Raw genomic sequence first — 19954 nt, forward strand, 5'->3', positions numbered from 1 at the left:
CCAATTAACTTAAGCAGTTTTTAAAACAAAGCAGCTGATAAAACTAAAAACTCTTAGTTTTATCAGCTACTTTTAAACTATTTAAATAAATCGCTCCTGAAAAACTAAAGTTTTTCAGTGCCCTCAAATATTTGTGGGTGTTTTTATATAAGGTTAAATTTTTAAATTAAGCTATGTTCAAAAATATTGTTTAAATAAAGTAATCTATTCAATTTTATTTTAGCGTTTACTCAGTTCTATCGAAAAGTTTAATAAGGTCTTCTGTACTTAACCTATCGAAAGAATCGCTATCTTTTAATTCGCCTGTTAGAATTGAGTCTATCAATTGTTTCTTACTATGCTGAAGAGTTAATATCTTTTCTTCTATGGTTCCCTTAGCAACTAATTTAATCACCTCAACAATATTCTTCTGACCGATACGATGTGCTCTATCTGTAGCTTGATCTTCTACAGCGGGATTCCACCAGGGATCAAAGTGAATAACTAGATTTGCAGAAGTTAAATTAAGTCCAGTTCCACCAGCCTTCAAAGAAATTAAAAATACACCAGTGGTATCACTTTCATTAAATTCATTTACAAGTCGCAGTCTTTCCTTTGCAGGAATTGAACCATCTATATAGTAGTAGGATATGTTTAGTTTTTTAAGATCATCAGCTATCTTTCCTAGAGCAGAGGTGAATTGTGAAAATAAAAGAACCTTTCCTCCAGTTTTAATTTGATTTTCTATAATATCCATAGCTGCTTTTAATTTACCACTGCCGCCAGCATAATTAGGTACTACCAAAGAAGGATCTAAGCAAATTTGACGAAGCCTTGTAAGGTAAGAGAATATTTCAATTTTCCCTTTCGAAGCATCCCTTAAACTTTGTCTTATGTCTTTTATATAGGAACTATATATTGATTTTTGCATTGATGTCATCTCTATCAGCAACTTCTTTTCGGTTTTATCAGGCAATTCATCTATAACTTCTTGTTTAGTTCTCCTTAAGATAAAGGGGGAAATAAGAGTTTTAAGAAGATCAATGCTTTCATTATCACTAGCTGAAAACTTCTTTTCAAAACTTTCTCTAGAGTGAAGATAATTTGGCATTACAAAATCGAAGATAGACCAAAGTTCTGTTAAAGTGTTTTCTAATGGTGTTCCAGTTAAAGCAAAATGAACTTTTGCTTTTATACTTTTAACTGCTAACTTAGTTTTTGAGGCTGAATTTTTTATATTCTGAGCTTCATCAATTATACAGTAATCAAAGTAAGAATCTATATAGTTATGCACGTTATTTTTTAGTGTACCATAAGTAGTCAAAATCACTGTATTAGCTTCTATAAGTTCAGATAAGTTTTCGGTTCTATTTTTATTTCCGTGTATTATGTTAAATTTAATATTAGGAGAAAACTTTTCTAATTCATCCTTCCAGTTATATATTAGCGAAGTAGGGGTAACTATAAGGAACTTTTTATCTATTTCTGAAGTTATAAAAGCTATGGTTTGCACAGTTTTACCTAGTCCCATTTCATCTGCTAAAATGCCACCAAATCCTAAACTAGCTAAGTTTTTGAACCACTTGAAGCCCTTGATTTGGTAATCTCTCAAAGATGCCTTAAGTTCGATAGGTATAATGATTCTATCGGTTTTTAAATCAAATAAACTCTGCTCTATGTTTTGTAGCTGCTTTGAAAAGTTATTCATTACATAGTTGTTATTGTTAAGTAAATGACTTGCATATGGAAGTTTATCTTTATCTATATACAAGGTTCCATCATAGGTTGTTTTATTAGTTGATAGTAAATCAAGTAAATTGAAAAATCTTAAAACTCCTTCATCTCTAAAATCTAGAAAGTTATTATTGCTATCTTTGTAGAAGTTGTCTCCAGATTTGTATGCCTCCTGAGCAGAATTAAGCTCTGATATGGGCATATCACCAATTTTATATATTATCTTCACATAAGAATCTTCATCATAAAAGTCGATCTTTACATTAGTAGAATTATATATCTTCACTGTTTCAAAACCCTTGCCGAAAGTAACCTTGCCAAGCTTATGAATATTATTTTCTTTATTAGCTAATAGATCGAATAGATCATGATCTTCACCTATGAATAGTAACTTATCCTCTCTGCATATAAATCGTAGAGCTTCTAGCTTCATTAAAATTTTATTTTCCTTAGTATAATCCCTTATATTGTTTAAAGTATTTTTCTTTTCAGCAAGTATATCAATTTTATTGCCAAAATATAGACCGTAAACTTTGCAATATATAGTTGTAGCTTCTTTAAAAATGACAAATTCAAATTTCAAATAATTTAAGCTAAAGTTCTTCACTCCTTCACTTAAGCTTATATCTTTTGATATACTAGTAACCTTAGAAATCAGCATATCATAGTTTTTTTGAGTTTTATCAAAGATTAAAGTATATTCTTCAGTAAATCTATTATACAAAGGTAAATAATTAAAAGTCTGATTTTTGCTAGGCAAATATATATTGCTATTAAAGAAAAATACATAAGCTTCACTATCAAGCATAGTTGGTAGCTTTTTATGAGTCGTTAATAGAAAATGCTTGTTATCATCTTTTAAAGTGAAGCTTAGTGGCAAATCTTCATTTAATATAGTAGGAAAGTAGTCTATACTTTTATATTTAAATTGTATTTTCTCATTGACCAATGCTTTAAAAAACTCTTCAAGTTCTGACGAATCTAATAAGATAGAGCGTCCATTAAGAGAAGTGTAAGCATTTAGTTGTAGGCGCAGTTTTAGATAGTTTAGTAACTTTCTATGATTTTCGCTGATTTCATATTCTTTAAGGTCATACCTAATATGATCATCTATATAGATATAGTCTTTATTATATATAGAAGAAATAAATTGATTTAAATTAGTAATTAAATATTTATGTTTTATCCCAATACGGAACTCAGCCTCATATGTTGAGTATTCTTTAAAGGATTTAGAAATAAGTGAAACTTGTATTGTGAGAATCGATTTATCTTTAGTGTTTATATTAGGTTGATTCTCAGAATAAGCATGTGTTTCATTACGCTTTTTTATAGAATCTATAAATTTGTATGATGTAGCAGTTAAATGATCACACATAAACAGTGGTTTGTTTTGAGAAAAATCTTTAAAAAGATTGCAATTACATCTGGTGCTTATCACAGTTCCTTTTGCTAAATCTATTTTTATGTGTGTACTAAATTCAGTTGTGTTATCCTTATTTTTTATGTCACCATAAATATGATAAATAGCATCTATTCTTTTTCCTCTAACTTTTCTAACAAAACCTTCTTTGAATAATTCATTTCCTTTTGCTTTCATTAAATTAGAAGAAGGCTTGAATACTATTTGCTTTAAACTCATAATATCCATTATCTCACCTCGTTTTGCAGAGTATTTTGGCATATTTAGTAATTATGTGGTATTATTAGTATTGATTTTAAAGATGAACTACTTAAATCCGAAATCTATTAGTTTTAAATTCTCTCTTTAAGTATTGAAGTAATTCATCCATTGCTATATGAAGCAGGTAATATTATAACATATTTTTATAAATTATTTTTATCCACTATGTGTCAGTTTATATCTTAAAGATTATGTAAACTATATATATAGGGTTCAGTGATTTAATAGTTTAGTTAGGAACTCTAGAACGATAAATTACTTCATATTTAAACCTATCTGAGTGGAGTTTAAAGAATTAAGTATTACATCAATGAAATAATTAAATAATACATAAAAAATGCAAGTTTATTTAATTTAGATTTCAAATTTGTCGTAAATGTTCTTTGTCAAAAAAATATAAAAAAAGAGGCATGTCTTGTGAGGCTAGTATTTAAGCCGTTTTTGACAACTTTAAAATTGTCATTGAAAACGTACCACAAAATTGAAGTTAAATGAATTGAAAACGAATACTTTTTATTTTATTATAAGTACATAGCAATTAAACATTATAACATTATAAAAAATAATAAAAAATTTTTTAAACAGGAGGTCTCATAATGGCAAATAATTCATCAGCAAAAGCCAAAGTTCAAAGATTTGGTAATTTCCTTAGTTCAATGGTTTTACCAAACATCGGAGCATTCATTGCATGGGGTTTAATCACAGCATTATTTATCCCAACAGGTTGGATGCCAAATGCATACTTCGCAAAATTGGTAGGTCCAATGATCACTTACTTACTACCATTACTAATAGGTTACCAAGGTGGTAAACTTGTATATGATACAAGAGGAGGAGTAGTAGGTGCTATAGCAACAGCAGGTGTTATAGTAGGAGCTTCAATCCCAATGTTCTTAGGAGCAATGGTAATGGGTCCACTAGGTGGATGGGTAATCAAGAAGTTTGACAAACTAGTAGATGGAAAAATCCCAACAGGATTTGAAATGTTAGTTAACAACTTCTCATCTGGTATATTAGGTGGAGGACTTTCATTATTAGCTTTCACTTACATAGAACCACTTGTTGCAGGAGTTTCAACTGGTCTAGGTAATATAGCTCAAGCAATTACTGATGCTGGATTACTTCCATTAATTGCTATAGTTGTTGAACCAGCTAAGATTCTTTTCTTAAACAACGCTATAAACCACGGAGTATTATCTCCTTTAGGAATTCAACAAGCAGCAGAAGCTGGAAAATCAATATTCTTCTTATTGGAACCAAACCCAGGTCCAGGACTTGGTATACTTCTAGCATTCTGGTTATATGCTAAGGGAACTGCAAAACAATCAGCACCTGGTGCTATCATAATCCACTTCTTAGGTGGTATACATGAAATTTACTTCCCATATGTATTAATGAAACCACTTTTATTATTAGCTGTAATAGCTGGTGGAATCGCTGGAGACTTAACATTTGTAGCTTTAAATGCTGGTCTAGTAGCAGCTCCATCACCAGGAAGTATAATTTCCTTAATGGCAATGTCTCCAAGAGGTGGACAATTACCAGTATTAGCTGGTGTTGCAGTAGGAACAATAGTATCATTCTTAGTTGCTGCAGTAATAATTAAGAGAGATCCACAAGGTGGAGAAGACATTGAAAACGCTCAAGCTAAAGTTAAAGAAATGAAAGCTGAAAGCAAAGGTCAAACAATAGCAGAGGCAACAACTGGCGACGTTAAGTTAATAGTATTTGCTTGTGATGCTGGTATGGGATCTTCAGCAATGGGAGAATCAATACTTAAGAAAGCATTAAAAGATGCTGGAATAACTGGTGTTGAAGTTAGTCACTCTCCTGTAGATAGTATTCCAGGAAATGCTGATGTAGTATTTACTCAGGAAAACTTATACGAAAGAGCTAAAAAATCAGCTAAAACTAATAGAATCCTAACTGTGAAGAATTTCTTAGATCGTGCTAGATATGATGAATTTATAAGTCAGTTAAAGAAATAAACTAAAGCTAGGTGTTTAAGTTAATGGAGAATTTCACTCCTAGGCAACAGTTTATATTAAGTAGAATTTTAAATGAAGGCTCTTTGAATATAAAGAGCCTTCTTAAACAATTAGATGTCAGCACGAGAACAATTCTAAGAGAAATCACAGCGATAAATAAGGAACTGAAAAAATACAGTGTTACCATATTTTCGCATGAAGATATGGAATTATCTATTTCAGGTAATAAAAAGAGTATTGAAGAATTAAAAATATCCTTAAATCAAGTTCCTATGCAATGGCTATTTAGCAAAGAACAAAGGCAGATAATAATGGCTTGTGAGCTGCTTATAACAAAAGAACCATTAAAAGCAAGTTATTTTAGTCACAAATTCAATGTTGTTATGGGAAGTATAAGTTTAGACTTAGACAATATTGAAAAGTTATTGCTTAGTAAAAATTTATGTTTATTAAGAAGAAGAAATCAAGGCATAAGTATAGAAGGTTCTGAATGGAATATAAGAATAGCATTAGTTGAGTTTTTATTAGAACTTAAACCTTATGAAGATCTCTTAGCAATATTATATGATGAAAAGGTTGATCAAACAGTTCAAGCTTTTTTTGAGATAATATTTGGAACTAAGCTTATAAATCTTGTAAAAGCAATATTCAATGGTTCTAAGTTTAGCTATATAAGAGTAAATGATGTGAAGTATTTTACATTATTTATACAACTTCTTTTAGCAATTAGGAGAACAGAATCTGGTGACAGTATTAAGTTGCCGGAAAAGATGAAGAATGAAATAATTAACTCCGAAGCTTATGAAAAGATAAAGATTATTGATGAAGCTTTAAGAGAAAATGAAATAGCTTTACCTGAAGAAGAGTTGGTATATTTAACTTTGTATTTAAGTGAATATAACTATTTTCTAAATAATAGTAATAATCTTATGCAATCAGATGTTAATTATGAAGATATTGCTTTAGAATTAATAGCTGATGTATCAAAAAAAGTACAAGTGGATATCACTGGCGATGTACAATTAATTAAGGATTTATCACAGCATTTTAAGCAAACTTTTTATATGCTTAATATAGGACTTGTGGTAATAAATCCGTTAGTAAATGAAATAAAGGAGCATTATAGTGAGCTATTTAAGATTATAAAAAATAGGTGTAAGCTCATTTTTTCAAGATATAATTTGAAAATTCCTTCTGATGAAGTAGGATATATTGCTATGCATATAGATGTGGCTCTTCAAAGGCAGCAAGAAGCCTCTAGAAAGATAAATGCCTTAATAGTATGTCCTGGTGGAATAGCTACAGCTAGGATACTTTCAAGCAAGGTGAACTCGCTTTTTCCAGATATAGGCGAACTTACTGTTTCATCTATAAATAATATGAATAACAAAATTGAAGAGGATTTATATGATTTAATCATATCTACAGTAGCTATTAATTCTCATACTAAAGGGAAGGTTATTGTTGTTTCGCCATTTATGTCAAAAATAGATATAGAAAAGATAAGTAATTTCATATTTGATTTTAAGGTGAATGGGGAACAAAGAACCAAAACACTTTCCAGTTCTTTAAAAAATGAGGAAGTCACAAGTTTAGATTACGAGCTTGCAGATGATCTTCTTAAAAACTTTCGTTTGGATAAAACAAAAGTTGATAATTTCTTAGAACTAATAGATTTTGTTGCAGAAGATGTATACAAAAGTAATCTTACTAATGATAAGCAAGCTATTAAGTTTGGGATACTGAAAAGAGAAGAAAAAGGAAATGTAGTTGTTCCGGGAAGTAATATTGCATTGCTTCATACGAGAACTGACAAAATGATAAAGCCTTTTATAGGCGTATATAGAATTACTGAACCATTAAGCATGACCAGTATTGGTTTTGCAACAGAGCAAACAGGAACTTTTCTTGTACTTATTGCAAGAAGAGATGAAAGCAATTATATCTTGCAGCTTTTAGGTAAGATAAGTGTTGCGTTAATAGAAGATAAAAATTTTGTAAAAATATTAAAACTAGGTGGAATAACTGATATAAGAAACTATCTAGTTAATATCGTAAATAAAGAGGAGGACATTTGAATGAACAAAAACGTTTTAGTCGAAGAAAATATTGTATTAAATCTCCCATCAGAAGGTAAATATGAGGCGATAGAAAGAGCAGGAAGATTACTAGTAGCGAACGGATATGTTAATGAAAATTATATCCAAGGAATGAGAGAAAGAGAAGATGAAGTTTCAACATTCATGGGAAATGGAGTAGCTATTCCACATGGAATGAACGAATACAAAAAACAAATATTAAACTCAGGAATAGTTATATTACAATACCCAAATGGTGTTGATTTTGGTGACGGAAATACTGCATATATGGTAATAGGAATAGCAGGTGTTGGTGATGAACATATGGCTATACTTTCCCAAATAGCATTAACTATACAATATGAAGAAAATGTAGAAAAATTAAAAGAAGCTAAAACTCCAAAAGCAATAATGGAGATTATACAAGAAGAAGGTGAAATGTAATGAAAGCTATACATTTCGGAGCTGGAAATATAGGTAGAGGCTTTATAGGATACCTATTATCAAAATCAGATTATCAAGTAACCTTCGTGGATATATCAGACTTTTTAGTTGATGAAATCAATAAACACAAAGAATATACAGTAATTACTTTAAGTACTTCAGAAAATAAAGAAAAGATAAATGGCGTTGATGCTATTCATCTTAAAGATTTAGAAAACTTAGAAAAGGCTGTAATAGAAGCAGACTTAATCACTACTTCAATAGGTGCTAACAACCTAGGCAGCACTGGAAAGCTATTAAAAGGCTTACTAGAAAAGAGAATGGCAGCAACTGATAAGAAAGTTGACATAATTGCTTGTGAAAATGCAATAATGGCTACTGATATGATCAAGAATGCTATACTAGAAGATGCTAGCGAAGAACTTGCTAAGTATTTAGATACTTATGTAGGTTTCCCTAACAGCGCAGTTGATAGAATAGTTCCTAATGTAAATATAGAAAAAGAACTTCCTATAGACGTTGCAGTTGAAGACTTCTATGAGTGGGATATAGAAAAAGGTAAAGTAAAGGTAAATGGATCAGTTGCTGGTGCAGAATACGTTGAAAACCTAGCTCCATATCTTGAAAGAAAGTTATTCCTTTTAAATGGAGCTCATGCTACTACAGCATACCTTGGATATTTAATGGGATATAACTTCATACATGAAGCTATAAAAGATGAATATATAAGAGCTGTTGTTGTTGACTTCCATAAAGAAGCTGTTAAAGCTTTAAGTGAAAAACATAAGATGGATTTCAATGCACTTACTGAATATTCTCATAAACTTATTGGTAGATTTGAAAATCATTATCTTCAAGATGAAGTTTTCCGTGTAGGACGTGATCCAATAAGAAAGCTATCAGCTAACGATAGATTAATAACTCCATTAAAGCTTTGCTATGAGTTAAATTTAGAGTGTGGCAATATAGTTACTGGTGTAGCAGCAGGTCTTTTATTTGATGCTAAGGATGATGATAAAGCACAAGAAATCCAAACTGCTATAAACACTAAAGGTATAAAAGAAGCTATCGTTCAATTTACTGGTTTAGAAGTAAATAGTCCTTTAGTTGACTTAATTGCTAAGAAGTTCGAAGAATTAAAGAAATTAAAAAAGTAGTTATATAATGAACAATTATATATAGATATAGCCCTATATTCATAATATCTTTAGTTAGATGCTATAGATATTAAGCTACTATATCATTAATAGACCTACAGAAACTATATTTATAGTGACTGTAGGTCTATTTGTTACGTCTTTCAACCAAGTCTTGAAAAACTGTGTTGAAATTAAGTGGTTAGTTATCCGATGCTTTAATGAGCTTACGCAAAGAATTAATATGATTTTGTCATATTCCATGGCTAAAAATGTAAACTCACTACGTTCGAACAGTACATTTTCTTAACGCCATTCCATCTGAAAAAATCATTTAATTCTAGTAGCTCGCTCATATAGCATCTCCTACATAACCACTTAATTTCAACAATGCTATTAAACCTATGTTGAATATTATGATCGAAAATTAAGTGATTTTGCATAAAAAACTAGTAGATTTATTGTGATTATATATAATTATAGTTGACTATACCAGTGAAATTTTGTTTATCAATCAAGAAAATTTTTCCGTAAAATGGATAGCTTATATCCGTTTATAGTACAAAAAAATGATAGATTTATAAAAATAAATTGATGCTTGTCTAAAATGTAACAAACAAATTGACTTTAAATACTATATAGTATAATATATAAAATTGTGAAGGCTGAAGAGACCATAATTATATAAATATAGTAAAAAGGAGGATAGAAATACAATCAGTATTAAATTAAGCGCTTGGGGTTAAACATTTGGGACGTGCAGTGTTTAACCAGACGAGGATGAGGAGTATCGGAAATTCAGCGGGTGCCTCACGGTATGATACTACCGTTAAAGCCTGGTAAACCTAAAAAGTGATTTTTAGAACAAATCCAGTCAGGTATCAAGATATTTAAATATATCTTTATATAGGAATCCTAACTCAACTATATAAGTTATACATGCTCAATAATCCCCAAAATCCGGGATTATCAAACAAGTATAACTTAAGTTTCGATATAGGAATCCTTAGCTTCAGCTTTAGAAAAGCCTAATTTTTAAAAAAAATTGAATATTAAAATTTTGCTTCTAAGGTTGAGCTGAAACATTAAATATATTAAGCCTTCCATGGATAAAATAACTCATATAATTATGGTTGCAATAAACGAATAATTGATATGAAAGGAAGATTTTTTTATGTGTGGAATAGTAGGATATTTAGGAGAAAAGAAAGCAACACCAATATTAGTTGAAGGTTTAAGCAAACTTGAGTATAGAGGTTATGATTCATCAGGAATAGCTGTTGTTGAAGATGGAGAAATAAAGATCGAGAAGTGCAGAGGAAGACTTTCAAACCTTAAAGACAAAGTTGCAGGTAAAGAGTATGCTGGTAGCATTGGTATAGGTCATACAAGATGGGCAACTCATGGAGAACCATCTGATGTTAACTCACATCCTCATAGCAATGAAGATGAAACTATAGCAGTTGTTCATAACGGAATTATTGAAAACTATATAGTTCTAAGAGAATGGTTAATATCAGAAGGATACAAATTTGTTTCTGAAACAGATACAGAAGTTATACCTCATTTAGTTGATTACTATTTTGATGGAAACTTAGAAGATGCTGTAATAAAAGCAACTAAGAGAATGGAAGGAAGCTATGCATTAGGAGTTGTTGCTAAGAATGATCCTGGTAAAATAGTAGCTGTAAGAAAAGACAGTCCACTCGTAATTGGTGTAGGTGAAGACGGAAAAGAAAGCTTCATAGCTTCAGATATTCCAGCTGTATTAAATATGACAAGAGACGTTTATCTTCTAGAAGATAAAGAATTTGTTGTTATGACTAAAGATGGAATAACAATATATGATGAAAACAAGAATAAAGTAGAAAAACAAATATTCCACGTAACTTGGGATATAGACGCGGCTGAAAAAGGTGGATATGACCACTTTATGCTTAAAGAAATATATGAACAACCAAAGGCTATAAAAGATACTTTAACTTCAAGAGTTGTTAAGGGAGAAAAGATTAAGCTTGATGGTATTCATTTAACAAAAGAGCAAATAGAAAACTTCGATAGAGTTTATATAATAGCTTGTGGAACAGCTTATCATTCAGGTGTAGTTGGTAAGTACGTAATCGAAAGATTAGCAAAGATACCAGTAGAAATAGATGTTGCATCTGAATTCAGATACAGAAATCCACTTATAACAGATAGAACTCTTATGATCTGCATCAGCCAATCAGGTGAAACAGCAGATACTTTAGCAGCTTTAAGACTTGCTAAAGAAGAAGGTGCTAGAATAATAGCTATAACAAACGTTGTAGGAAGTTCAATTTCAAGAGAAGCTGACGATGTATTCTATACATGGGCTGGTCCTGAAATAGCTGTTGCTTCAACAAAAGCTTATATAACTATGCTTATAGCTCTTTATATAATAGCTTTATACATGGCTGAAGCTAAGCACACAGTAAGAGAAACTGAAATAGAAAAGATAAAAGATGGTTTATTAAATCTTTCTGAAAAGACTGCTGAAATATTAAATGATGTAGATACAATAAAATCATTTGTAGATCATTTATACAGCAAAAACGATGTATACTACTTAGGAAGAGGTCTTGACTACGCAGTAGCAATGGAAGGATCATTAAAGCTTAAGGAAATATCATACATCCATTCAGAAGCATATGCAGGTGGGGAATTAAAGCACGGAACAATAGCTTTAATAGAGGAAGGCACTTCAGTAATAGCTCTTGCAACTCAAAGCGAGTTATATGACAAGCAAATCAGTAATATAAGAGAAGTTAAAACAAGAGGGGCAAACGTACTAGGAATAGCAATGGAAGGACAAACAGAAATCGAAAAGACTGTAGACCAAACAATCTACATTCCAAAGGTTATGTCAATACTTGCACCAGTACTTTCAGTTATACCGCTACAAATATTAGCTTACTACACAGCTGTTCAAAAAGGCTGCGACGTTGATAAGCCAAGAAACTTAGCAAAATCAGTTACTGTTGAGTAATAGATAATATGAAGACCCATGAACATTATTAAGTCAATCTTAATGTGTTCATGGGTCTTTTTTGCACGTGGTAATATTATAGCCATAAGTTAGATATTTATTCATCTATAGAGTTATTATGTAATAAATTATTTAAAAAATATTATAAACTAGATAGCTTAACCATTTTAGATATATTGGTATTGAGGTTGAATATGTTCTTTTTACTAAAATAGAAGTAAGCTATAGTTAAGAAAAGAAAAACTTCACACCCTTAAGTTAGGTGAAGCTGCTTATAGAGAACTTATAGAACTTAATCCTCCTTTTAACTAAATATCTTATAGGTAATAAGCTTGGAAAATCAGCTAAGATAGATAAATGGTTAGATAAATTGCCAAGCACGCAAGTGTATTTAAAAGAAAAATGTGAAACTGTAGAAGAATTTCAACTCAGAATGTAAGGATGATTTAAAGGCTCTCTATGCCGGAGCTTTATTCCCAGCAATTATAGAAAGGATTGAATTAATAGAAATTAACTCAATCCTCTTGGGGTAATAGATAATAAACTTGAGATTATCAATAAGAATTGGAAATCTGCCTCAAGTATATTTGAATGGCTGAAGATACTAAAAGATTTTCTAGATGGTGAAGTGACTGGTAAAGTTCATCAAAGGAAATTCCTGTACCGTCTGAAGAAAGAGACAGTAAAGTGTTAAAAGGACAAATTTTCTGGTTATGATTCTCATCAACAAATAGGTATCAGTTATTTAATAAGGAATTTGATATAGGGAAACAAATATTTATAATAACTAATGCAGGGGTTATAGATGTGACTAATGAGAGCATTAAGGTAAGAGGTACCGTAGATTCTATTAACTTGCGGTATCGCGTAAATATTATGGTAATTACTCAGTTGGAGAAATAATTGGAAAAGAGTGTAGATATTTCATTTTAAATTTAAATATAACTAGTTACTCAATTATATTACTTATTAAAATATCTGTTAGAGTGATTAAGCCTATTGAAGAAATTGTAGTACTTTCAATAGGTTTAATTTTTAAAAAAATATTTATTATTTTAAGTAGATTGGGATACAAAAAATTTTAAAATAATAGTTAAATATTACAACTATTGTGTAATACAATAGTTGTAGGAGGTAATCAAGTATGAACTTTATAGATTATGCAAAACAATTAAGAGAACTAATAAGGGTACTTGAAAGAAAGCTTGGTATATTAGAGGATAATGGTTTCTCATGTTGTGGAATAACTATATCTCAATGCCATGCTTTGGTAGAGATAGGTCGTGCAAATAGTATTTCGTTAAATCAATTAGCAGAATTATTAAACTTAGAAAACAGTACTATGAGTAGAACAGTAAATAATCTTGTTTCCAACGATTTAGCTAAGAGAGATATTGATCCACAAGACAGAAGATATGTAACCATATCGCTTACAGATAATGGACAGAAGGTTTATGAAGGAATTGAAAAAGATATGAATCTATACTTTAAGAAAATCTATGATACAATTCCCCAAGATAAGAAAAAGCAAGTTTTAGAAAGTATTGAAATACTTCTTGAAGCTATAGATAAAAGTGAATGCTGTAAATAAATTTAAGGAGGATTTTATATGGAATTTGATGTTAAAGGAAAAGTAAAAGAATACTACGGTGGAATAGCAAGAAAAGTGAACAATGGTAGTGGAAAAAGCTGTTGTTCTGGTACTTCATGTTGCAATGAAGTAAGTAAGACTTCTTTAATTTACAATGGAGAGAGCCTAACCTATCTACCTAAAGAAGCATTAGAAGCATCATTAGGATGTGCAAATCCTGTAGTTTTTGCAAAGCTTAAAGAAGGCGAAACAGTACTAGATCTTGGAAGTGGCGGGGGAATAAATGTACTAATGGCAGCAAAGCACGTAGGTACTACTGGTAAAGTTTATGGTCTTGATATGACTGATGAGATGCTTAATTTAGCAAATAGTAATAAAGCTAAAATGGGAGTTACAAATGTTGATTTCTTAAAAGGATATATTGAAGATATCCCACTAAAAGACGAACTTGTAGATGTAATCATGTCAAACTGTGTTATAAATCTATCTGAAGATAAGGAAAGGGCATTATCAGAAGCATACCGTGTATTAAAAGAAGGTGGAAGATTAGCTATAGCTGATATCATTACACTGAAAGAAGTGTCTACAGAATTAAGAGCTGAAGCCAACATGTGGTGTGGATGTTTAGGAGGTACACTAACTATTGCAGAGTATAAATCTATTCTTGAAAATGTCGGATTTAAGGATATAGAAATAGAAGTAGCTCATATATATACTAAATCAATTATTGAAAATACCTACCTTAAAGATAAAGATTTAGATGATGTAGCGAATAAGCTTAATTTAGATGAAGTAGATGGCGCCTTTGCAGGGGCATATATCAAAGCTCGTAAATAAGGAGGTATTTATGATGTTAATAATCGGATTAATAGTTGTAGCTATAGCTTTATAAGTATAAGTATAAGTATAAGTAACACTGAGGAAAAAGCAATGGAAGAGTTCTGCAAAATTGATTGTAAGAAAAATATACTAAGTAAATATCAATTTTGTTGTTAGCAAAGAAGGAGAGCATAAATGGAATACAAAATTGAGGAAATGAAACCATCAGATTGGGATCAAGTAAGAGAAATATATTTAGAAGGTATTAGAACAGGTTTAGCTACCTTTCAGACAGAAGCACCTAACTGGGAGGAGTGGAATAAGGGCCATCTTGAATCCTGTAGATTAGTTGTAAGATTAGAGGATGAAGTAATGGGATGGGTTGCTTTAAGTCCAAGTTCTATTAGCTGTGGTATTACTTATACTAGGAGAAGGTCTTGGAGGAGTGTTTATTCCAATCATGGTCTCTGCATATATGGGGCTTCATTACAAAATGGTATTATATTGGGATAAATGATATAATTGTTATTGAAATACTGTAGCTTATAGTATGTATGTAAGATATTGCAAGGGTATTTCTAGTTTTGAATGAGGCTTTTGCTATGGATATAATATTTGAAGATTTAAAAAACTGGATTAATAGTAAAATAGATTTATGGAAAGAGCAAGGCTTGATTATAGATGAAATTCAATACGGGGACTGGGAGGCATTAAATGGAAAATAATTTTGTGTTAAAAGGTGAAGATATATTTGACATCAAAGAGCTGGGAAGATATAACACTATTTTTCTATTTTGTAGTGATCCACTAAATAGAAATAAGCCTGATATGGATTATTTAGATGAATATGAACAAGCAAAAAGTCTTGGATTTAAGGTGCTTTTATTTAGTTATGAAGACTTAGTAGAGTTTAAGAAAGTAAAGCTTCTTATGAGTGAAGAGATAAACAGGGTAATTTATAGGGGATGGATGCTCAAACCTAAGGACTATGAATGTCTATATAATAACCTTGCGGATAAAAACTATTATCTTATAAACACTCCAGAGGAATATGTAAATACTCATTACTTACCAAACTGGTATGAGCATCTTAAAGACTTAACGCCTAAAACAATTTGGAGTGATGGTATTCCTGAACAGGAAGAGATAATAGATATGCTGAGAAAGTTTAATGAAGATCCATTAATTGTTAAGGATTATGTTAAATCTCGCAAACATGAATGGTTTGAAAGTTGTTATATTGGCAATTCTAAAGAGACAGAAAAAGCACTGCAAGTAGTAAATAACTTTATTAATAGACAAGGTGAGTATCTAAATCAAGGTGTTGTTTTTAGGCAATTTGTTGAATTGGAGCCAACAGGGTTTCATGAAAAAAGCGGAATGCCTATTTCAAATGAATTAAGATTATTTATATTTAATCATAAAGTAGTGTGTACAATTGGATATTGGAATGGTGAAAATATGAATCAGTATCCTAAATTTGTTGATGATATAATAGGGGAATTGATGAACATAAAAAGTAACTTCTTTACGGTTGATATTGCTAAAAAATCAGATGGGCAATGGATTGTAATGGAATTAGGAGATGGTCAAGTATCGGGTCTTCAAGAATACGATGTTGAGTCCTTTTACTCAAATTTAATGAAACTTTTATAAGATAAAATTGACAAAACCATAAAGGAGTTATCTTGAGATAAATGTTAAAGGGAAGACAATAATTATTAGCCTTCCCCAATGTCTCTTATAATCCATCTATTATTTTCATTGTCTTTAAATAAAGTTATAAATTTTGAATTAATACCATTCTCGCCAACCATATCTTTACCCTTTTTTAACTGCAAGCTGTATTTTACCCTAAAGGTAACTTTTTCATCTGTGTAGGTATATTTATTTAATTCTAAAAGTTCAGCACTGACTAAATCAGATGTTTTTGTTCTTATATGACTATCTTTATCTGTTATAGTTGTTTCAATAAACTTACTATCTTTATTATTTAATGCTAAAAAATAAACTTTTACTACTGCTTCTGGAGACGATATATCATAAGTTGGTTGTATATTATCTTTTCTTAAATACATCCCTATTGTTATTGCTAATATTATTAATATTGATGAAAATAAAATCAGTTTTTTCAATAACTCACCTCTTAAAATAAGATAAAATTATAGTTTAATATATAGATAACTATAACATGCAATTATTATTTATCCCAATTATATATAATACGGATAATTATGTAAGAAAGTTCGTCTTAAGATAATCATCTAATAAAGCAAATAGTAATATAGAAAAATTGATATAACAAATACAAAAACAAGTTTCAAGTTTTTAGGATTAAGAAAAGATATTAAATACAAATATAGACACTTTAAATAATAAACTTAATAATCTTGATGAATATAATATTAAGGTTAATATCATAAGACTTTAATTTAAATAAACAACAGGGATTTTCTGTGAGGTCTTCCTATGGAATAATGACAATATACAAATAATATGATATGATTATATCATAAAAGAGATATGGAGGGAGAGTTTAATATGATTATTAAAGCATCGGCAGCTCTTCGAAACGACTATTCATTAATTTCTAATCTAGCGAAAAGCACTAAAGAGCCAATTTTTATAACAAAAAATGGTGAAGGCGATGGGGTTTTTATGAGTTTAGAAGCTTATGAAAAAAGAGAACAAACGTTACAACTTAGAGCAAGAGTTTTGCAAGCGGAACAGGAACGACTTGAAGGTGCAAAGACTAGAAGTATTGCGGAAGCAAGAAAGGAATTAAGAGAACGGTTTAATGAAATATAAGCTAGAAATATTACCTACTGCCTGGGAAGACTTAAAAGCTATTGAGGATTATTATGCAGTACAATTTGATGTAAAAACTGCATTTAAGGTTAGTGAAAGTATATTAGATGCAATTGAACGATTGGAACAGTATCCGGATTCTGGATCTTTGACGCCAGACTCTTGGTTGAATGATATGGGATATAGAATGATTATTAGTGGAAAATATGTTGCAATTCATAGGCATATAGGTGATTCTGTATTTATTTATCATATCGCAAATACGCAGACAGAATATACAAAACTGTTTTATTGAATTGATATTGAATAATTCAAGAATTATTGAAGTATGTTTTTAGATATATTAGAATAAATCAACTAATGGGTAATTAAAGTATAAATCAAAGTTTAAAGATTTATAATAAACAATAAAATAAAAAAACAAATATAAAAAATGAAAGTGTCAATTATTGATATTTTCATTTTTCTTTTGACAAAAATATTAATACGAACGATATTCATAAAAAAGCATAAAACGCCTATAGCTGCTATTTGTAGATACAGGCGTTTAATTTTCTAACTTAATCCTAATATCCTAAATATTGTGGTAGTAAAAAAACATACTATGAAAGCCACGGCAGTAGGAATAAGCATAGCAAGAAGTGTCCACTTAATGCCTCCAGTTTCTTTTTTTATGGTCCATAAGGTTGTTGAACATGGCCAATGTAATAAACTAAATAACATTGTATTTAAGGCAGTTAGATAAGTCCAACCATGTGAGATAAGAGTCTGGCGCAATGAATCTATGCTTTCAAATTCTGTAAGTGTTCCGGTAGATAGATATAACATCAAAAGTACAGGTAATACTATTTCATTGGCTGGAAGCCCTAAAATAAATGCCATTAGGATAAAACCATCTAATCCAATTAATTTTCCTAATGGGTCTAAGAAATTAGACACATGTGTAACTATACTCATATCACCAATATAAATATTACTAAGTATCCATGTAAATGCACCTGCTGGTGCTGCTACCAGTATTGCTCTTACGAGAACAAACATGGTTCTATCTAAAATCGATGTATATAATACTCTTCCTACCTGAGGCTTTCTATAAGGCGGAAGTTCTAACGTAAAAGTAGATGGTATTCCTTTTAAGAGTGTTTTTGATAATATATAAGATACTAATAAGGTTATACAAATTCCAATCACAACAAGAAGAGTTATCGAGAGTGCAGGTATAATACTGGTCATATATTTATTGGAGGCTACAGCAAAGAATACAGTGGAAATGGCAATGAGTGTTGGAAATCTGCCATTACAGGGAACAAAGTTATTTGTTAAGATTGCAAGTAGTCTCTCACGAGGTGATTCGATAATTCTGCATCCAATAACTCCAGCGGCATTACATCCAAACCCCATGCACATAGTAAGGCATTGCTTTCCATGGCAACAGGCTTTTTTAAATAAATGATCAAGATTGAAGGCTACTCTAGGCAAATATCCTAAGTCTTCTAGTAAGGTGAATATTGGGAAGAAAATAGCCATAGGGGGAAGCATTACTGATACTACCCATGCCAAAGTTCTATATAAACCTAAAACGATAATACCATGAAGCCATGAAGGTGCATTTATTTTTACAAACCAATCTGTAAGTGTATCTTGAAATTTAAATAATATATCAGCAAGAATTGCTGAAGGAACATTTGCTCCTTGGATCGTAAGCCAGAAAACTGTTCCAAGAAGCAATAGCATTATCGGAATTCCAAACTTTTTTGATGTAATTATATTATCAATTTTTTGATCCCTATTAGAGTTTCTCACATTTTCTTTTACGTATTTGTCTCTAATATATTCAGCCATTTTATAAATTTCTTCTGTTATAAGCTCTCTGATTTTTTCCTTAGCAATATTTAAGTTAAGATCTTGAATTAATGATTTTATCAACTCTAAATCAGTGGTATCTAAATATTGCCTCATGGAGGTATAAATACTTTCATCACCATCAATAAGTCTTAGAGAAAGCCATCTTGAGTTTGTTACTGGTATCTTTTCTTTAAGAATAGGCTGAATTATATCTACCATTTCTTCAATTTGATCACTGTATTTTATTATCTTCTGGTTAAATTTGTATTCATCAGATATTACAGTATCTAATACCTGCTTTAAATCTTTTAGACCTATACAATTTCTTGCTGCAGTTAATACAACTGGTATTCCAAGTTCGTTTTCAATCCCTTTGGCATCAATTATGATATTCTTTTTCTTTGCTTCATCAATGAGGTTTATGCATAATATAACCTTGTCGCTTAACTCCATTACTTGAAAAACAAGATTGAGATTTCTTTCAAGACAAGTTGCGTCAGTTACTACAATTACTGCATCAGGACTACCGAAACAAATGAAGTCTCTAGCAACTACTTCTTCTACCGAAGTAGCAAAAAGTGAATATGTTCCTGGAAGGTCTGCCAGAATATATTCTTTATCTTTGAACTTAAAATCACCACGGGCATTTACAACAGTTTTTCCAGGCCAGTTTCCAGTATGCTGATGAAGTCCTGTTAATGAATTGAACACTGTGCTTTTACCTGTATTAGGGTTTCCGGCCAAAGCTATAACATATTCATTATCTTTCTTATCTATATTAAACATATCTTTCATTGAACCTTTTTGTGTACAATTACAAGTTAATCCCATTTAAAAATAC

At 30.6% G+C, this 19954-nt stretch carries 15 protein-coding genes; 12 read left to right on the top strand and 3 right to left on the bottom strand.

Annotated elements, in window-relative coordinates; all coding sequences use genetic code 11:
• Positions 1 to 226: 226 nt before the first annotated feature.
• Entirely contained in the window at positions 227 to 3364 is a 3138-nt protein-coding gene (locus JHL18_RS10520) for a DEAD/DEAH box helicase (RefSeq protein WP_200268889.1), read from the bottom strand.
• Between the two features lie 629 nt (positions 3365 to 3993).
• On the opposite strand from JHL18_RS10520, the gene JHL18_RS10525 reads away from it, so the two are divergent.
• The 10 genes from JHL18_RS10525 to JHL18_RS10565 all read left to right on the top strand — a co-directional run bounded on the left by JHL18_RS10525 (position 3994) and on the right by JHL18_RS10565 (position 16116).
• On the top strand, positions 3994 to 5385 hold the full coding sequence (locus JHL18_RS10525; RefSeq protein WP_200268891.1) for a PTS mannitol transporter subunit IIBC: 1392 nt from the start codon (positions 3994 to 3996) through the stop codon (positions 5383 to 5385).
• 23 nt (positions 5386 to 5408) lie between these two features.
• The gene (locus tag JHL18_RS10530) at positions 5409 to 7463 is read left to right on the top strand and encodes a BglG family transcription antiterminator (protein WP_200268893.1); all 2055 of its coding nucleotides are present in this window, start codon (positions 5409 to 5411) and stop codon (positions 7461 to 7463) included.
• Positions 7464 to 7907: a PTS mannitol transporter subunit IIA gene (locus JHL18_RS10535; RefSeq protein WP_200268895.1), complete on the top strand. Its 444-nt coding sequence runs from the start codon at positions 7464 to 7466 to the stop codon at positions 7905 to 7907.
• The gene (locus tag JHL18_RS10540) at positions 7907 to 9064 is read left to right on the top strand and encodes a mannitol-1-phosphate 5-dehydrogenase (RefSeq protein ID WP_200268897.1); all 1158 of its coding nucleotides are present in this window, start codon (positions 7907 to 7909) and stop codon (positions 9062 to 9064) included. Before JHL18_RS10535 ends, JHL18_RS10540 begins: the two co-directional genes overlap by 1 nt.
• A gap of 1153 nt (positions 9065 to 10217) precedes the next feature.
• A complete protein-coding gene (gene glmS, locus JHL18_RS10545) occupies positions 10218 to 12050 on the top strand; it encodes a glutamine--fructose-6-phosphate transaminase (isomerizing) (RefSeq protein ID WP_200268899.1) in 1833 nt (610 codons plus the stop codon).
• 1144 nt (positions 12051 to 13194) lie between these two features.
• Positions 13195 to 13641 carry a MarR family winged helix-turn-helix transcriptional regulator gene (locus JHL18_RS10550; protein WP_200268901.1) on the top strand — a complete coding sequence of 149 codons (447 nt, stop codon included), beginning with the start codon at positions 13195 to 13197 and terminating at the stop codon, positions 13639 to 13641.
• Between the two features lie 18 nt (positions 13642 to 13659).
• Positions 13660 to 14478, top strand: coding sequence for an arsenite methyltransferase (arsM, locus tag JHL18_RS10555; RefSeq protein WP_200268903.1), 819 nt, complete (start codon positions 13660 to 13662; stop codon positions 14476 to 14478).
• A gap of 177 nt (positions 14479 to 14655) precedes the next feature.
• Positions 14656 to 14973, top strand: a complete 318-nt coding sequence (locus JHL18_RS10560) for a GNAT family N-acetyltransferase (protein ID WP_200268905.1) — start codon at positions 14656 to 14658, stop codon at positions 14971 to 14973.
• Positions 14974 to 15062: 89 nt separating this feature from the next.
• Complete coding sequence (locus JHL18_RS26230; RefSeq protein WP_274600951.1) at positions 15063 to 15185, top strand: hypothetical protein; 123 nt, start codon at positions 15063 to 15065, stop codon at positions 15183 to 15185.
• Complete coding sequence (locus tag JHL18_RS10565) at positions 15175 to 16116, top strand: ATP-grasp domain-containing protein (protein WP_200268907.1); 942 nt, start codon at positions 15175 to 15177, stop codon at positions 16114 to 16116. Before JHL18_RS26230 ends, JHL18_RS10565 begins: the two co-directional genes overlap by 11 nt.
• A 65-nt stretch (positions 16117 to 16181) precedes the next feature.
• Here the strand turns inward: JHL18_RS10565 and JHL18_RS10570 are convergent, their stop codons facing one another.
• Complete coding sequence (locus JHL18_RS10570; RefSeq protein ID WP_200268909.1) at positions 16182 to 16595, bottom strand: hypothetical protein; 414 nt, start codon at positions 16593 to 16595, stop codon at positions 16182 to 16184.
• Positions 16596 to 16983: 388 nt separating this feature from the next.
• On the opposite strand from JHL18_RS10570, the gene JHL18_RS10575 reads away from it, so the two are divergent.
• Together JHL18_RS10575 and JHL18_RS10580 are read left to right on the top strand one after the other, a co-directional pair.
• Positions 16984 to 17268, top strand: a complete 285-nt coding sequence (locus JHL18_RS10575; protein WP_338025464.1) for a type II toxin-antitoxin system prevent-host-death family antitoxin — start codon at positions 16984 to 16986, stop codon at positions 17266 to 17268.
• The gene (locus tag JHL18_RS10580; RefSeq protein WP_200268911.1) at positions 17258 to 17563 is read left to right on the top strand and encodes a type II toxin-antitoxin system RelE/ParE family toxin; all 306 of its coding nucleotides are present in this window, start codon (positions 17258 to 17260) and stop codon (positions 17561 to 17563) included. The genes JHL18_RS10575 and JHL18_RS10580 overlap by 11 nt, the downstream gene beginning before the upstream one ends.
• Positions 17564 to 17823: 260 nt before the next feature.
• On the opposite strand, the gene feoB is transcribed toward JHL18_RS10580, so the two are convergent.
• Positions 17824 to 19944 carry a ferrous iron transport protein B gene (feoB, locus tag JHL18_RS10585; protein ID WP_200268913.1) on the bottom strand — a complete coding sequence of 707 codons (2121 nt, stop codon included), beginning with the start codon at positions 19942 to 19944 and terminating at the stop codon, positions 17824 to 17826.
• Between the last annotated feature and the right edge of the window lie 10 nt (positions 19945 to 19954).

It is taken from the genome of Clostridium yunnanense, from assembly GCF_016595795.1.
Lineage (GTDB): Bacteria > Bacillota > Clostridia > Clostridiales > Clostridiaceae > Clostridium_AR > Clostridium_AR yunnanense.

What these genes read in the sequence shown, in the direction of transcription:
- JHL18_RS10565 (WP_200268907.1), top strand. Translation starts at nt 15,175, where the DNA reads ATGGAAAATAATTTTGTGTTAAAAGGTGAAGATATATTTGACATCAAA.
- JHL18_RS10580 (WP_200268911.1), top strand. Translation starts at nt 17,258, where the DNA reads ATGAAATATAAGCTAGAAATATTACCTACTGCCTGGGAAGACTTAAAA.
- JHL18_RS10575 (WP_338025464.1), top strand. Translation starts at nt 16,984, where the DNA reads ATGGAGGGAGAGTTTAATATGATTATTAAAGCATCGGCAGCTCTTCGA.
- arsM (WP_200268903.1), top strand. Translation starts at nt 13,660, where the DNA reads ATGGAATTTGATGTTAAAGGAAAAGTAAAAGAATACTACGGTGGAATA.
- JHL18_RS10540 (WP_200268897.1), top strand. Translation starts at nt 7,907, where the DNA reads ATGAAAGCTATACATTTCGGAGCTGGAAATATAGGTAGAGGCTTTATA.
- glmS (WP_200268899.1), top strand. Translation starts at nt 10,218, where the DNA reads ATGTGTGGAATAGTAGGATATTTAGGAGAAAAGAAAGCAACACCAATA.
- JHL18_RS10525 (WP_200268891.1), top strand. Translation starts at nt 3,994, where the DNA reads ATGGCAAATAATTCATCAGCAAAAGCCAAAGTTCAAAGATTTGGTAAT.
- JHL18_RS10560 (WP_200268905.1), top strand. Translation starts at nt 14,656, where the DNA reads ATGGAATACAAAATTGAGGAAATGAAACCATCAGATTGGGATCAAGTA.
- JHL18_RS10535 (WP_200268895.1), top strand. Translation starts at nt 7,464, where the DNA reads ATGAACAAAAACGTTTTAGTCGAAGAAAATATTGTATTAAATCTCCCA.
- feoB (WP_200268913.1), bottom strand. Translation starts at nt 19,944, where the DNA reads ATGGGATTAACTTGTAATTGTACACAAAAAGGTTCAATGAAAGATATG.
- JHL18_RS10530 (WP_200268893.1), top strand. Translation starts at nt 5,409, where the DNA reads ATGGAGAATTTCACTCCTAGGCAACAGTTTATATTAAGTAGAATTTTA.
- JHL18_RS10550 (WP_200268901.1), top strand. Translation starts at nt 13,195, where the DNA reads ATGAACTTTATAGATTATGCAAAACAATTAAGAGAACTAATAAGGGTA.
- JHL18_RS26230 (WP_274600951.1), top strand. Translation starts at nt 15,063, where the DNA reads ATGGATATAATATTTGAAGATTTAAAAAACTGGATTAATAGTAAAATA.
- JHL18_RS10520 (WP_200268889.1), bottom strand. Translation starts at nt 3,364, where the DNA reads ATGGATATTATGAGTTTAAAGCAAATAGTATTCAAGCCTTCTTCTAAT.